The 16,051-nt window shown below is 37.0% G+C and carries 15 protein-coding genes; 4 read left to right on the plus strand and 11 right to left on the minus strand.

The features are described from left to right. Window positions 1-4 precede the first annotated feature (4 nt). The gene (gene uvrC, locus ACUNWD_RS04275; RefSeq protein WP_445586537.1) at window positions 5-1,825 is read left to right on the plus strand and encodes an excinuclease ABC subunit UvrC; all 1,821 of its coding nucleotides are present in this window, start codon (window positions 5-7) and stop codon (window positions 1,823-1,825) included. 63 nt (window positions 1,826-1,888) lie between these two features. On the opposite strand, the gene rsgA is transcribed toward uvrC, so the two are convergent. Then, the gene (gene rsgA, locus ACUNWD_RS04280) at window positions 1,889-2,833 is read right to left on the minus strand and encodes a ribosome small subunit-dependent GTPase A (protein WP_445586538.1); all 945 of its coding nucleotides are present in this window, start codon (window positions 2,831-2,833) and stop codon (window positions 1,889-1,891) included. Window positions 2,834-2,901: 68 nt separating this feature from the next. On the opposite strand from rsgA, the gene ACUNWD_RS04285 reads away from it, so the two are divergent. Both ACUNWD_RS04285 and ACUNWD_RS04290 read left to right on the plus strand, forming a co-directional pair. Then, window positions 2,902-3,669: an exodeoxyribonuclease III gene (locus tag ACUNWD_RS04285; RefSeq protein WP_445586539.1), complete on the plus strand. Its 768-nt coding sequence runs from the start codon at window positions 2,902-2,904 to the stop codon at window positions 3,667-3,669. Further along, a complete protein-coding gene (locus ACUNWD_RS04290; RefSeq protein WP_445586540.1) occupies window positions 3,670-4,677 on the plus strand; it encodes a DUF4421 family protein in 1,008 nt (335 codons plus the stop codon). A 34-nt stretch (window positions 4,678-4,711) separates the two neighbouring features. On the opposite strand, the gene ACUNWD_RS04295 is transcribed toward ACUNWD_RS04290, so the two are convergent. The 10 genes from ACUNWD_RS04295 to fumC form a co-directional block, all read right to left on the minus strand. After that, window positions 4,712-4,951 (minus strand): hypothetical protein, encoded by a 240-nt coding sequence (locus ACUNWD_RS04295; RefSeq protein ID WP_445586541.1) that lies wholly within the window; start codon window positions 4,949-4,951, stop codon window positions 4,712-4,714. A gap of 10 nt (window positions 4,952-4,961) precedes the next feature. Further along, a complete protein-coding gene (locus tag ACUNWD_RS04300) occupies window positions 4,962-5,354 on the minus strand; it encodes an RDD family protein (protein WP_445586542.1) in 393 nt (130 codons plus the stop codon). Between the two features lie 47 nt (window positions 5,355-5,401). Further along, entirely contained in the window at window positions 5,402-6,430 is a 1,029-nt protein-coding gene (gene tdh / locus ACUNWD_RS04305) for an L-threonine 3-dehydrogenase (protein ID WP_445586543.1), read from the minus strand. 80 nt (window positions 6,431-6,510) lie between these two features. Further along, complete coding sequence (locus ACUNWD_RS04310; RefSeq protein WP_445586544.1) at window positions 6,511-6,996, minus strand: thioredoxin family protein; 486 nt, start codon at window positions 6,994-6,996, stop codon at window positions 6,511-6,513. A 4-nt stretch (window positions 6,997-7,000) separates the two neighbouring features. Further along, a complete protein-coding gene (locus tag ACUNWD_RS04315) occupies window positions 7,001-8,836 on the minus strand; it encodes a TonB-dependent receptor (RefSeq protein WP_445586545.1) in 1,836 nt (611 codons plus the stop codon). A gap of 51 nt (window positions 8,837-8,887) precedes the next feature. Next, a complete protein-coding gene (gene nikR, locus ACUNWD_RS04320) occupies window positions 8,888-9,289 on the minus strand; it encodes a nickel-responsive transcriptional regulator NikR (protein WP_445586546.1) in 402 nt (133 codons plus the stop codon). Between the two features lie 108 nt (window positions 9,290-9,397). Continuing rightward, window positions 9,398-9,871 (minus strand): superoxide dismutase [Ni], encoded by a 474-nt coding sequence (locus ACUNWD_RS04325; RefSeq protein WP_445586547.1) that lies wholly within the window; start codon window positions 9,869-9,871, stop codon window positions 9,398-9,400. 133 nt (window positions 9,872-10,004) lie between these two features. Continuing rightward, the gene (cysS, locus tag ACUNWD_RS04330) at window positions 10,005-11,477 is read right to left on the minus strand and encodes a cysteine--tRNA ligase (protein ID WP_445586548.1); all 1,473 of its coding nucleotides are present in this window, start codon (window positions 11,475-11,477) and stop codon (window positions 10,005-10,007) included. A gap of 94 nt (window positions 11,478-11,571) precedes the next feature. Next, window positions 11,572-12,957 (minus strand): sensor histidine kinase, encoded by a 1,386-nt coding sequence (locus ACUNWD_RS04335; RefSeq protein ID WP_445586549.1) that lies wholly within the window; start codon window positions 12,955-12,957, stop codon window positions 11,572-11,574. Between the two features lie 138 nt (window positions 12,958-13,095). Continuing rightward, on the minus strand, window positions 13,096-14,496 hold the full coding sequence (fumC, locus tag ACUNWD_RS04340; RefSeq protein ID WP_445586550.1) for a class II fumarate hydratase: 1,401 nt from the start codon (window positions 14,494-14,496) through the stop codon (window positions 13,096-13,098). Between the two features lie 143 nt (window positions 14,497-14,639). Here fumC and ACUNWD_RS04345 point away from each other — a divergent pair, with 143 nt between their 5' ends. Next, the gene (locus tag ACUNWD_RS04345; RefSeq protein WP_445586551.1) at window positions 14,640-16,046 is read left to right on the plus strand and encodes a radical SAM protein; all 1,407 of its coding nucleotides are present in this window, start codon (window positions 14,640-14,642) and stop codon (window positions 16,044-16,046) included. The last annotated feature ends 5 nt before the right edge of the window (window positions 16,047-16,051 follow it).

The raw sequence follows: 16,051 nt of genomic DNA on the forward strand, positions 1-16,051 counted from the left end.
TTTCTTGAAATATTCCTCTCCAAATAAGAATATTGAAGAGCTCAAAAAGCTTGTTTCTGTTCTTCCAAATAAGCCTGGAATTTATCAATATTTTGATAATTCCGGTAAGATTATTTATGTGGGGAAAGCCAAAGATTTGAAGAAAAGGGTAGCCTCATATTTCATGAAAAATCATGATAATCGGAAAACAGCTCTTCTTGTAAGGAAAATTTTTGACATCAAGCATTTGGTTGTTGAGACGGAGCAAGATGCACTTTTATTAGAAAATAACCTCATTAAAAAATACCAACCTCGGTATAATATCCGGCTGAAAGATGATAAAACATACCCTTGGATTGTAATAAAAAATGAGCGTTTTCCAAGAGTATTTCAAACCAGAAATGTAATAAGGGATGGCTCTGTTTATTTTGGACCGTACACATCCGTTATGGCTGTCCGAACATTGCTTGATTTGTTTAAGCGTTTGTATAAATTACGTAATTGCAAGTACAATCTCTCTAAAGAAAATATTAAGTCCGGGAAAATAAAAGTCTGTTTAGAGTATCATATTGGAAACTGTATTGGTCCCTGTGAAGGATTTCAAAAGGAGGAAGATTACAATCAATATATCGATGAAATCAAAGATATTTTGAAAGGAAATATTACAAGTGTAATCAAATATCTTCGTGAGTTGATGAATCGATATGCTGAAAGTTTTCAATTTGAGGAAGCAAATGAGGTAAAAGAAAAGTTATTGATTCTTGAAAAGTTTCAGAATCGTTCGACTGTTGTGAGTGCTACGATTACAGATGTTGATGTTTTTGGAATAGAAGTAGTGGAAAAATCTGCATTTGTTAATTATCTGAAAGTCATCAACGGGGCAATCGTTCAGACATACACCACCGAAATAAGGAAGGCGCTTGATGAGTCGAAAGAAGAATTATTGGAGTACGCAATTATAGATATTAGGCAAAAAATTTTCTCAAATGCCAAAGAATTACTGGTTCCTTTTAAACCCAGCATTGAATTGGAACAGTTAAAATTTAAAGTTCCTGCAAAGGGGGATAAGAAAAAACTATTGGATCTTTCGCAACGGAATGCAAAATATTTTCGACTTGAAAAGGAAAAACAGATTGCATTATCAAAACCAAAAGAGAGTACTAGCAGAATTTTAAATACAATAAAAAAGGATCTTCAATTAAAAGAATTACCAATTCAAATTGAGTGTTTTGATAACTCGAATTTGCAAGGAACCAATCCGGTTGCTGCGTGTGTTGTTTTTAAAAATGCAAAACCTGCCAAAAAGGAATACCGACATTATCACATAAAAACTGTAGAAGGTCCGGATGATTTTGCTTCGATGGAGGAAATTGTTTATCGTAGGTATAAACGTCAAGTGGAAGAAAAAGAGATTTTACCACAACTAATAATTATTGATGGAGGTAAGGGACAACTCGGAATGGCATTAAATGCTCTCGAAAAATTAAATCTTCGTGGAAAAATTAGCATCATTGGAATTGCGAAGAAATTGGAAGAAATTTATTTTCCCGGAGATTCTGTTCCACTTTATTTAGATAAAAATTCAGAAACCTTGAAAGTGATTCAACAGGCAAGGGATGAAGCTCATCGATTCGGAATTACTTTTCACAGAAAATTGAGATTGAAAAATTTTATAAAAACAGAATTGGAAGAAATTCCCGGAATTGGAGAAAAAACGATTCAGCAGCTTTTACGACGATTTAAGAGCCTTGAGAATCTAAAAAAACAAGCCTTCGATACGGTCGCAACAGAAATAGGAAATTCTAAGGCAGTTAAAATCTTTGATTATTTTGATTTAAAGCACTGAAAATTAGCTTATTTATTAGCTTTATTATAGAGAAAAAGGTGTGCTAATTTTTTTTGATCCAGATCAAGATCTGTACTTTTCGTCACCATCAAGCAGTCCGAGGTAAGAATAATAACGACTCTCTGCAATTTCACCTTCAACTACTGCTTTTTTTACTTCGCAGTCCGGTTCATGAGTATGAGTGCAATTATAGTACTGGCATTTTTCAAGTTGCTTGAAAATTTCAGGAAAGTAATGGCCAATTTCTTCTTTTTCCATATCGAGCATTCCGAAACCTTTAATTCCGGGAGTGTCGATAATATGTCCACCAAAACTCAATTCAAACATTTCTGAAAAAGTAGTAGTGTGTTTTCCCGTTTGATGAGAATCAGAAATTTCTTTTGTTTTTAAATTTAATCCGGGCTCAATCACATTTATTAAACTTGATTTACCAACACCCGAGTGACCGGCAAAAACAATGGTCTTGCCTTTCATCCAATCTTTGAGGGTATCCAAACCAATATTTTTTTTGGTAGAAGTGATCAAACAACGATAACCTATTTTTTCATACAATTCAATTAATTCATCCATCTGCAGTAATTGGTCTGCATCGTACCGGTCAATCTTATTAAAAATTAAGGTGCAAGGAATTCGATATGCTTCAGCAGACGCTAAAAACCGATCAATAAAAGTTGTTGTGGTAATTGGATAATTAATGGTGACGACAAGAAATGCCTGATCAATATTGGCAGCAATAATATGTGATTGTTTTGAGAGATTTGGAGATTTCCGAATAATGTAATTATTTCTCGCTATAATATTGGTAATCAGACCTATGCGGTGTTTTTGATCTTCTTTATCAGCTTCAACCAGCTTAAATTCAACCTGATCACCAACAGCAACAGGGTTGGTACTTTTGATACCTTTCAATCGAAATTTGCCTTTGATTTTACATTCAATGCGCTCTCCATCCTCGGATTTAACCGTATACCAACTTCCAGTAGATTTTATGACAAGGCCTTTTTTCAATTCTAATTTTTTGTTTTAATGAAACATTGTACTTTCGGGAAATATCTCAATCAAAAGTAAGAAAAATTGTGAAAAGGATTTTATCATACAATGTAAACGGAATTCGGGCAGCCGTAAAGAAGGGATTTTTAGAATGGCTGACAGAAGAAAATCCTGATATTTTATGTATTCAGGAAACGAAAGCGCAACCGGGGCAAATGAGTGAAGATGAGTTATTGGCAATTGGTTACAATATCTATGCTCATTCAGCGAAAAAACTAGGGTATAGCGGAGTGTCAATTATTTGTAAAGAAAAGCCGTTCCACGTGGAATATGGAATGGGCAATGCAAAATACGATGTGGAAGGAAGGGTAATTAGAGCCGATTTTGAAGGTTTTTCAGTGATAAGCGCGTATTTCCCGTCCGGAACTACCGGAGGCCCCAGACAGGCTTATAAAATGGATTTCTTAGCAGATTTTCATGCTTATTTAAATGAACTTAGAAAAGAGATACCAAATTTGATAATTGCGGGCGATTACAATATCTGTCGATTATGGATTGATATTCACAACCCCGAAAAGCAACAAAATACGAGCGGCTTTTTACCGGAGGAGCGTGACTGGTTTCAGGAATTTGTGGATGATGGTTATGTAGATTCACTGCGTGAGATAAACCCTGATCCTCATAATTATTCGTGGTGGAGTTACCGAGCAGGTGCCAGGGCGAGGAACAAAGGTTGGCGAATTGATTACCACATGGTAACAGACTCATTGAAAAATAAAATTACAAATGCGGGTATTTTATCCCAGGTAGTTCATTCAGATCATTGCCCTGTTTGGGTAGAAATGGATTTGTAGATGAGAAAAATCTATTTGATTGGCATTTTATGTTTATTTCAGTGTTCTATTTTTGCTCAAATTCAGAATATTGAAGTGAATAATAAATTGGATTCCAATTATATACAATCATTCTATAATGATCTGATAGTTCGAGTATATTCATCAAATAAGAATAATTTTATTCAGTTTAAAGATGTTGCCAATAGTTTTCCGTTAAAATATAGACCCAATGATTTTTATACTATTGGATTAGGCTTTAATTACAAGTGGTTTGGCTTAAATATTGGAGCAAAAATACCCTTTCTTTCCAATGATGACAGTAAGTACGGAGAAACAACTTCTTTGGGACTGCAAAGCTATATTTATGCACGAAAGTTTACGCTGGATATACTTGCACTTCACACAAAAGGTTATTATTTAAACCTTAAAAGAATTGGCGATTTCATCAATTATAATGAGAGTAACTATTATTGGCGAAGAGATATGTTGACCCGAAATTATGGCGCAAATTTTAACTATGTTTTCAATAATAGTCGTTTTTCGTATAAAGCTGCATTTAAGCAAAACGAACTACAGAAGAAAAGTGCGGGATCAGTAATAGCTGGTGTTGGGCTCTTTTTGCTGAATGTAGATGCTGATTCTGCTTTTGTTCCACGTGAAATTGATGAAAAGTATTTTGCCAATTGGAGAGCATTGAAAACCTTTCAGAGTTATTCACTTTCTGCCAATGTTGGTTATGCTTACTCACTTGTTCCTGCACCAAACTGGATATTTACTGGTTCGTGCAAATTAGGAGTTGTTGTGCAGCAAAGTCGATGGAATTCGTTGGGGGCAGATACATGGAAATCAAAAATAGGGAGTAGTTCTGAAATTCGATTTTCCGGGGGACGTCATTTCAATGAGTTTTATTTGGGTGCCTCTTTTGTTTCATATCAGCAAGCTTCTACAATGGAGCATCGGATGTTGAATATTAAAAACGGGACCAACTTTATAGAGTTTTCAATAAGCAAAAGGATCAAACTATAATAGCCTGATCCTTTTGCTTATTGATTGAGGTATTCTATTTATCACATGGTTTATAAATAGCTCCAGTTGCAAAATCCACAACAGCACCTGGCCAAAAGAATAAAACATCTGCAATAAGTGCAACTGCCCTAATTGGTCTTGTAGGTTCTCCTTCTGAAGGTTTTGTTCGTTGACAAGATGAAATCTTACCTCCAAAAACGGTTGCACATGAAGGTAAAAGTGTCATTGCAGCAATTAAAATAGCTAAAAACTTTAGGGTAATTTTCTTTTTCATTTTCTTTTAATTAGTTGATTATATGTACGATTCTGGTTTTTGAAAACCGATCATGCCAGCTAAGTTTTTTTGTATTGAAAAGTATACTTATCGGTTCAAAGGGTATCAATCTAAGTAATGAGCGATCAATAATAATCTTCGACGAAGGAATTTCTTCGTTATCGGTAATAATTTTAGTTTTTGTAATAATTTTTCCTGGAGTTGTTTTTATAAGTAATTCAAATACTAAATAGTATAAAAAATAAAAAACTAGTGATAAAAACCTTTTTGAGGTGGGAGTTATTAGATATCCAGTAAATTTTTGAATAGAAAATAATAAAAAAGAAACAAGAATAGTATAGATAAATAAATCTATGATAAAATTTAAGAACCTTAATATTCTACTGGCTGGGGCAATAGTCATGTGCTAGTTAATTTAACAGAACAAATATATATAAAAATTATATTTGTTTACTCCCAGTCCAGAATTATTTTACCGCAGTTTCCTTCTTCCATAATGTCAAAGGCTTTTTGGAAATCATCTGCTTTCATTCGGTGGGTAATAACCGGCGTAATATCCAATCCAGTTATCAACATCATTTCCATGTGGTACCAGGTTTCGTACATTTCCCGGCCATAAATACCTTTTAGTGTTAATCCTTTAAAAATGAGTTTGCTCCAGTTGATGGTCGTTTCTTTTGGAAGCAAACCAAGCAAAGAAATCTTTCCACCATTATACATGCTTTCCACCATATCATTAAAGGCAATTGGAGATCCGCTGCATTCCAAACCAATATCAAATCCACCAACCATTCCTAAACGTTTCATCGCCTCTTTAATACTGTCATTCATAGGATCAATCACTTTGGTGGCACCCATTTTTCGTGCTAAATCACGGCGAAATTTTGAAAGGTCCGAACCAACAATATACCTGGCTCCGGCAAAACGGCAAACGGCAGTTGCCATTGCACCGATTGGTCCACCGATGCCGGTAATTAGTACATCTTCACCTAAAAGTGGGAAAGAGAGGGCAGTGTGTGTTGCATTTCCCAGTGGATCCATAACAGCCATTATTTCATCCGGAATGCGTTGATCAACTTTTAAAACGTTTTTTGCAGGAACGGAAATGTATTCAGCAAAACCACCATCACGCTGAACACCAATTCCTAACGTATGATCACAAATATGTTGACGACCACGTCGGCAATTTCTACAAAATCCGCAGGCAATATGACCCTCTACTGTTACCCGTTCACCAACTTTAACACGATCAACTTCAGAACCAACTTCCACCACTTCACCCATGTATTCATGTCCAATAATAACTGGCGTTTGGATGGTATTTTGAGCCCATTGATCCCATTTGTAGATGTGTAAATCGGTACCACAAACAGCAGCTTTTCTTATTTTGATGAGTACATCGTTGTGACCGACTTTTGGCATTGGAACATCTTCCATCCAAAGGCCTCTTTCTGGTTTGCTTTTTACAATTGCCTTCATGAATTTTCTATTGAAATATTAGACCAAATTAGAACTATTTCAATAGAAAATAAATAAGGAAAATCATGTTTTAGATGAAGCTATTTTTCATAGGTAGCCGGATCTAGCGCTTTGGGTGACCATTGTTTGTAAAATATCAAGACTTCTTTCGGACTGTATCCGCCATCTGCCTCTAAATAGGCAGAATTTTGGGTATGAATACGGTTGCCATTTTTGTCTAAAACTACAAATACAGGAAACCCAAAACGTTGCGGAAAATCTAGCTCCTTAAGTATTTCTTCGTTCTTGTTTTCTCCGCTATAATTCACTTTAATAACGACAAAATTATCATCAACAAAACTTTTAATTTCCTGGTTAGAATCAACAAAGCGATGAAACTTAATACACCATGAACACCAATTTCCACCTATTTGAAGGAAGATGTGTTTATTTTCTTTTTGTGCTTTCTTTATTGAATTTTGAATATCTGTTTTCGCATCTGCATCTGGGTTGTAGATTTTTGCAGGTTGTGCGCTTAAGCAGATTGAACCAATTAAAAGTGTTACTAATAATAATGCAGTTTTCATGTGATTAAAAGTTTATATTGATCCCGCTAAATATAGTAATTCCCGGCATTGTGTAATAGCGGTTTACTGCATAACTTTCGTCGGTTAAGTTTTCGCCACTCAAATAAATAGTTAAGTTTTTTCGCACTTTATAGTTCACTTTTGCATTTAAAACAGAGTAACTTTCCAGATTTACAGCAGGTGTGGCATCATTGTCCATCTTTGCAATGCGGCGGATATTTCCGTTTATACTGAATTTTTTCAAGTGATAAGTGGCATTTAAAAACAAATGATGTTTTGGTGTGGAAACTACTGGATTTTTCATGTCTGTAAATGAATACGTGAAGGATAGATCGAGGTTTTTAACAGCGTTGGACGAAGCTGCAAACTCAATTCCTTTGTTTTCAATTTCACCCGAGTTAAATAGGCTACCCATGTTTCCAGTCACGATCATATTGTCGCCCGAGATATAGTAAAACGTAAGTTCGGTATTCAGTTTTGAGTTGAAAAAAGTGTTATATAAGCCGGTTTCATAGTTCATGATTCGCTCCGGTTTCAAGTCAGGATTGTGGTTCCACATGAAAAGTTCGCGAATGGTTGGACTGCGGAATCCTTTAGATACCGTTCCTTTCCATGACATATTTTCTGAAAATTCCCAAGCAAATCCGGACGAAGGAATCCATTCGTCGCCATAGTATTCGTGGTGTTGTCGACGTAATCCAACATTCAATGAGATTTGGTCAGCTATTTTTTGTTGTACAAAACCGTAAAAACCGATTTCATTCACGGTCGTATCTGCTAAAACTATGCCTTGTCCGTTCATTGCCAGCTCATTTTCGGCCTTTCCACCATAAAACAAGTAATCCACACCCAAAGTCAGATTATTGCCTTCAAACAAGTTAAACGTCTGGAAAAAGTCGAATCCGGCATTGTGGTCAATAGAATGAAATCCATCTGAAATATCGTGTTCCCCGAAATTGTAAAAGACTTTAAGGCTTCCGGAAGTTTTGTCGAAAGCATTATCCAATTTTGCCGACCAATATCCACGTTTAATGTCAAGGCTGGCGCCTGCAACTGCATTTAGCGTGTCAGGCCCTGGATCGGTAGCTTTAAATTTAGCCAAACTAAAATCACTTGAGATCTTAAAATTCGGATTGATTTCGTAACCGGCTTTTACGTAACCATTGGTGATATTAAAGTCAGAATTATCACGATGCCCATCGGTTTGGTCATGATTTACCGATCCAAAAAGACTCAGTCCATTTTCTTTAAAACCAACCGATGCACGGTATTTTTGAGTATTGAACGAACCATATTGAATGCCGGCATTTCCATTCACACCATCTTTAGTTTGTTTTCGGGTGATGATGTTGATGACTCCTCCCATTGCATTGGAACCATATAAAACAGAAGCCGGCCCACGAATTACTTCAACACGCTCCACATCCGAAGCCACGTACGAGTCGGGTAGTGGATGGCCCATTATTCCCATAAACTGGGGATGTCCGTCAATCAGCATTAATACGCCGGTGGTTGGACTTCCGCCCACTCCACGAATTGAAATTTGACCAGCTGAACCAGCCGCTACACCAAACCCGGTGATTCCGCGCTCGGTGACAAAAAGCCCGGGAACGCGACCGTTCAAAACCGGAAGCAAAGCCGATTCATTGCTTTCTTCAATTTGCTGCCGATTGACCACTGAAACCGCCATTGGGACACTGTGCTTACTTACTTGCACCGGTGTTCCGGTAACAACCACTTCTTTAATCTTTATCGTGTCCTTTAAAATAGACGACTGATCCTGAGCTTTTAACACGAAAGCGATCAGCGTGAAACAAATGATAATTGATATTTTTCTCATCGAAAGGTGTTATGATTTATATTATACGTGTTACTATATGGTTAAAAAATTTTATTCGACCTTACTCATTATTAATTTCCCATGCTGGATTCCTTTCACTGCAATTAATTTGTCTGAAAGCTCTGTTAACTTAAAGGACGGGCCTTTCACTGCAACAATTTCAAGACAATTCTCTTGATTGATATGATAAAATTGAGAGGATAAAACAACTTCCTGATATTCGTTTTGCAAGTCCATTAATCTGGATCTAATTTCTTTTTTATGAAAGTTATAGACCAGTGTAATTGCACCTGCGACTATATTATCACATTGCCATTTTTTCTCCACCAGGTTTTTTTCAACCAAAAACCGGATGGCTTGAGAGCGATTGGAAAAAGCATTTTCCTGAACATATTCATCCAATGCTTTTAGCAATTCTTCATCTAAAGAAACTCCAAATCTTGTAACAGGCATGGTGTTATTATTTTATTGAAAGGTGTTACTGTTGTCAAAAATACAGTTTTTTATTAAATAAAAAAGCCTCTCAGCAGCGGAGAGGCTCATCTTTGAATAGATTATAACTTAATGTGAATGGTCGTGTCCATGGAAATAACTGTCCGAGAATTTTTCAAGGGTTGATCTTAATTTATTGATTACTTCCAGATCGGTGCTTTGTTTGGCTTTCATCGAAAATACAAGCAATTGATGCAGTAATGCCAATTGATTGGTATATTTTGCATAGGCTTCAACATTCGTTGGATCAACTGGTTTAATTCGTTGATGCATGAAATATTGGCTAACAATATCCTGAATTTTCTTGGCGTGTTCTTCCTTGTTGACTACCCAACGTACAAGCTGATTGTAGTTTTTATCTCCAGCTTTTGAGAGCTCGTTAATTTCATTCATTGATTTTTCCAGGGTTTGTATATGCTCTGAAATCATTTCAATTCGAAGGGAGTCTCCGTAAATTCCACATGGAATTTCACAATGTGCATAGCTTGTTTGGGCTAATGCAAAAAAACTTAAGAATAATGCGATAACAATTGTTTTCTTCATGGTAAATATTTTTGTGGTTTAAATTTCTACCAGTAAGAACAACTATATTGCAAAGTAGTTTAATCCTGATATTTAGGATGCAAAAAAAACCTTCTGCAATTGCAAAAGGTTCTTCAGTATTTATGATTGTCAATTATTTTAATTCCCAGCTGAATCCGTCTTTGGTGTCTTTCACTTCAAAACCAAGTTTAGCTAATTCATTTCTAATTTTATCGGCAGTTGCCCAGTCTTTGTTTGCTTTTGCGTCCATTCGTAGTTGCAACAATAAATCAATAGCATGTTCATATGCTTCTGTGTTGGCACCCGATTGTTGTTCAGGCTTCATTAATCCGAACAAATCAAAAACAAAAGTGGTATACAATGATTCCAATTCCTGGAGATCGTCTGCTTTAATAGTTGCTTTTCCATCTGCAATCGAATTAATCATTTTGACCCCATCAAATAAATGAGCAATCGCAATCGGACTGTTCATGTCATCATTCATTGCCTGATAGCATTTTTCTTTTAATGCCTGAACGTCAACAGTCGACTCGGATGCAGCTTCCAGTTTATCCAAAGTTTCAACCGCTTTTAATAGCCTTTCCATTCCTTTTTCAGCAGCTTGCAGGGCTTCGTTTGAAAAGTCCAGCGTGCTTCGGTAATGGGCCATCAACATAAAAAAGCGGATGGTCATTGGGTTGTATGCTTTTTCTAGAAGTGGATGATCACCGCTAAAGAATTCATCTAAAGAAATAGCATTTCCCAGCGATTTTCCCATTTTTTGACCATTGAGGGTAATCATATTGTTATGCATCCAATAACGTACTGATGCATGTCCGTGAGCAGCTTTCGCTTGCGCTATTTCAGCTTCGTGATGTGGAAAGGTTAAATCCATCCCGCCACCATGAATATCAAAAGTTTCACCTAAATATTTGCAGCTCATAGCCGTACATTCCAGATGCCAGCCAGGAAATCCATCGCTCCATTTTGAAGGCCAGCGCATGATATGTTCAGGTGATGCTTTCTTCCAGATTGCAAAATCAAGTGGAGAATGTTTTTCATCCTGTCCATCCAGTTCCCTGGTATTTGCTTGCAAATCTTCTATTTTTCGGCCGGAAAGCTCTCCGTAAGGATAATCTTTGGCGTATTTTTCAACATCGAAATAAACAGATCCGTTGCTCTCATATGCATATCCGGCAGCCAGAATTTTCTCAACTGTTTCAATTTGCTCTATGATATGTCCGGTAGCACGAGGTTCAATACTGGGAGGAAGAACATTCAGCTTTTGCATGTTTTTATGGTAATCGTTCGTATAAATCTGAACAACTTCCATTGGCTCCAACTCATCTAGTCGAGCTTTTTTTGCAATTTTATCTTCACCTTCGTCCGCATCATTGGCCAGATGACCAACGTCAGTTATGTTCCGTACATATCGAACTTTATAGCCTATATGCTTCAAATAGCGAAAGAGTAAATCGTATGTCAATGCAGGACGTGCGTGCCCCAAATGCGCTTTCCCATAGACTGTAGGGCCGCAAACATAAAGTCCGACTTTCCCTGGATGGAGAGGTTCAAAAACTTCTTTTTTGCGACTTAATGTATTGTAAATCTGTAACTGATTTTCCATTGATTCGAGAAATTTTTGCAAAGGTAGAAAAATTATGGGCAACTGAGGAAAATCATCTTTGATAGAATATTATCTGATTCAATGCGATTGAGATTTATATTACCGGAAGTAAGATAGAAAAAACCGAACCTTTTCCAACTTCACTTTTTACTTCAATACTTCCTTTATTTTTTTTGACAAATTCGTTACAAAGAACCAACCCAAATCCGGTTCCTTTTTCTTTGCTTGTACCTTCTGTTGAATAGTTACTCTCTAATTTAAAAAGGTTGTCAATATTCTCAGGACTAATACCAATTCCTGTATCTAGCACTTCAATTTTTATTTTATCGTGTTTTTTAACTGCATTGATGGTAATTGTTCCATTTGGATTTGTGAATTTTATAGCATTTGAAATCAAATTCCTGAGTACTGTCTCAAGCATTAATCGATCCATGGTTATCAAAAAATTTGCCCGAATTTTATTTATGAGTTGAATTTTTTTCTCCTTCAATCTCAGTTGAAATAAAAGACCTATATGATCAGTTAATTCTTTTAAAACGATCGATTTATATTCAACTTTGTTTTTCCCAGATTGAACATATGACCATTGCAATAAATTATCAAGTAGATCAAAACTTTCTTTAGCGGATTGGGAAACCAATGAATTGTAATATCCAATCTTGGTGAAATCTTGACTTTTAATATCTTCATCAATTAAATCCAAAAAACTAATCATGGATGAAATAGGTGTCCGTAAATCATGAGAGATAATTCGAAAAAATCGGTCTTTCGCTACATTCATTTTCTTTAATTGCTTATTTTTTCTTTTGATCTGATCATCTTTCTGCAAAATTTCAAGCTCATCTTGTTCTTTGTGCAATAAGATAAAAATCAATGGCCATGCAATCGAGACGATAAAAAGTCCCATTCCAGACAGTACATTATAATATTCTGGACTATGGAGAATTAAATCGACCTTGAGCAAGTATGTTTGGAGTGATCTGTTAAAAAAAAGAATTGCGATCATAAAGCTAATCCAACCGGCTATTTTTTGCAGTTTTGAGCGAGGATTTCTTAATGAAAAGTCGATCCATACATAGCCGTAAAATAAAAACCAAAAGAAAGAAGCTATAATAACTCGTTGATTTATATTAGTTGAAACGATTGCATATAAAGCGCTGTAAGCGAGGCCAATGATGAGGAGGGATGTAAACTTTAGTTTGACAAAATTTTGTGTAGAAGTGAGCAGGGTATAAATTTCCAACGCAACGCCCACAGCAAGAAAAGTGTTTCCTATTGACATGACAACAGGATTCAGGTCACTAACTTGAAGAAAGAAGATCAGCCAGGCAACTGTTTGCAACGATCGGGCAAAAACATACTTGTTAAGTTTACGAATTCTGGAATGGTACAATCGAATGTAGATCAGGAAAAAAGTAATAATAAATAGATTTCCAAGGATCAGAAAAAGGAACAATGTTTTTACATTAACGTCTAACATCAGCTTGCCATCGGTTAGTTGGAAGATAATATTACGAACATTTTTAATATAACTATCGTTTGCAACAGATAGTTATATTAAAAATGTTCAGCAACATTAATATTCGGGTAATCAACAGCTTTTACCAGCTGTGAATAGTCATTTTAATGATATCCCAACCATTTTCCCCGGATCGACCCATTGGTCAAACTGTTCGGATGTCAGCAGTCCCAAATCAAGGGCAGCCTCCTTTAGAGTCAAGTTTTCAGCATGAGCTTTTTTCGCAATCTTGGCGGCGTTCTCATAGCCAATGTGTGTGTTCAGCGCGGTCACCAACATCAGCGAATTTTTCAGATGCTCATCAATCCTGGTGTAGTTGGGTTCGATACCACCAGCACAATGGTCATTAAAAGCCTGGCAAGAATCGCCCAACAAGGTAGCCGACTGTAAGAAAGCGTTGATCATGACGGGCTTAAAAACATTCAACTCAAACTGGCCGCTTGATCCCGCAATTGAAATAGTCACATCATTTCCCATGATTTGTGTGCAAACCATGGTTAGTGCCTCTGTTTGTGTAGGATTCACTTTCCCTGGCATTATCGAAGAACCTGGCTCATTGGCTGGAATGGTGATTTCTCCAATTCCTGAACGAGGACCAGAAGCGAGTAAGCGAATGTCATTTGCAATTTTCATCAAACTAACGGCTAATTGTTTTAGCGCTCCATGCGATTCGACAATGGCATCATGAGCTGCCAGCGATTCAAATTTATTTTCAGCCGTTACAAAGGGTAAGCTGGTTAATTTGGCAATGGACTTCGCCACTTCTTCAGGATAACCATCGGGCGTATTGAGGCCGGTTCCGACAGCCGTTCCCCCCAATGCCAATTCTGAAAGGTGAGGAAGCGTATTTTTCAATGCTTTCAATCCATGATTCAATTGCGAAACGTAGCCTGAAAATTCTTGCCCCAAGGTGAGGGGAGTAGCATCCATCCAGTGGGTACGGCCAATTTTGACGACGTTCATCATTTCCTCAGATTTCATTTGTAAGGTATCACGCAACAGTTCAACTTTTGGGATGGTGTGCTCTATCAGCTTTCTATAGGCTGCAATGTGTATGGCCGTGGGAAACGTGTCATTCGACGACTGGGACTTATTCACGTCGTCATTCGGATGAATAAACAGCTTTCCTTCGCCCAATTTATTACCAACCAATACGTGTGACCGGTTCGCCACAACTTCATTCACATTCATATTGGACTGTGTTCCTGAGCCGGTTTGCCAAACCACCAGCGGAAACTCATCATTCAATTTGCCGGCGATAATTTCATCGCATACTTGCTGAATCAAGTAACTTTTTTCGTTGGGTAAAACGCCTAATTTTTCGTTGGTGATGGCTGCCGCTTTTTTCAGAAAACCGAACGCATGAATAATTTCAATAGGCATGCTGGCCGCGGGGCCAATCGGAAAGTTTTGAACAGAGCGTTGAGTTTGTGCGCCCCAATATTTGTCGGCAGGAACTTTAATTTCGCCAAGCGTATCTTTTTCAATTCTGAATTTCATGCTGTGTTGTTTTCGTGGTTCTTTTTATTGAGACAAGTCAGCCTCGTATTTGTTTGATAGTGAGGAGGCAGATAAAAAAATATTTTATTGTTTTTTCAATTCAAATTGCGATTATATTTGCGCCCAGTTATTTGATGTTTTGAGTGAATAAGTTAACACCTTTAAAAGAGCGGCACCGACTGAGGAATCAGGAGGAGTACCAGGTGAAATACAACTATTTGAGATTCCCTTCACCGGAAGAAGCAGCGACTGCTATGCAAGAACGACAAACAATTTTGTCAGCCATTGGAAGCAGGGTCAAGTGGGGATTTCATAGCAGCAAAGCAGATGTTTCGAAACTTTCGAAAGGTTGCCAGCTTTGTGGAGAAGGGCAGTGGTCCTGTCTTTTCATTAATAATCTTTGCAATGGGAAATGTTTTTACTGCCCAACGCAGCAGACTGACATGTCCCAGCCGGAAACCAATACACTTATTTTTGATGATCCACGTACTTATGTCGATTACATCCGGAGATTCGGTTTTAAAGGGGTAAGCATCTCAGGAGGAGAACCACTAATTTCATTTGAGAAAAGTCTTTCGTTTGTAAAAGCCGTTAAAACTGAATTTGGTGATGAAGTGTATGTTTGGCTTTATACCAATGGAATTTTATTGACTGAAGAAAAAGTTGTAGCACTAAAAAATGCCGGATTAAATGAGATGCGTTTTGATATTGGTGCTACTGATTACAATACCGACAAAATACGGTTGGCAATAGGTCAGATTCCGGTTGTAACAGTTGAAATTCCCGCAGTTCCGCAGGAAGAAGAATTGCTAAAACAAAAGATTCGGGAGTTGAAGGATTTGGGAGTGAATCACCTGAACTTTCATCAAATGCGTTTAACACCATACAATTTCAATAAACTGATTGAGCACGATTATACTTACACTCATGGTGAAAAAGTAACGGTCATTGAATCAGAACTAACTGCTTTGAGATTGATTCAGTTTTCGTTGGATGAAGGTATTGACTTGCCAATTAATTATTGTTCGTTTGTATTTAAAAACCGGCATCAAAAGTCGGCCAATCGAAAGAAGCACGCTCTGCTTGTAAAATACAACTGGGAAGAAATCACTGAAAATGGATTTATCCGAAACCTTTATGCAAAGGTAAAACCTGCAGGTCACGATAATATTCGAAATCAATTTGCAGATGAACTGGAGAATGGAAAAATGGCGTTTAGTCCAACAATAAATCGGCTTGATTTTCACGTGGAACATTTGCCGATTATAAAATCATTGGGAATGGCAATGTACGTCGAATATCATGTTAGCCAGATTTTCCCGCATGAAACTGGACTGAATGATTTTGAAACAATTGTATTAAATGATGAGGACGAAGTAGTGGTTGAAAGACGTTCAGCCGTTTTGCCAATTGAACTAACGAAAGAACGATTGGGTTTGATAGAAGAAATTATTGCAGGTTCAGTTAAATATGTTGAATCTTACGACAATGAGACTCAGCAAATAATGACCTTTGAATTTATTCAGGAAGGTTTGGGCGAATATTATTAATCGGG

Source organism: Sunxiuqinia sp. A32, from assembly GCF_052690465.1.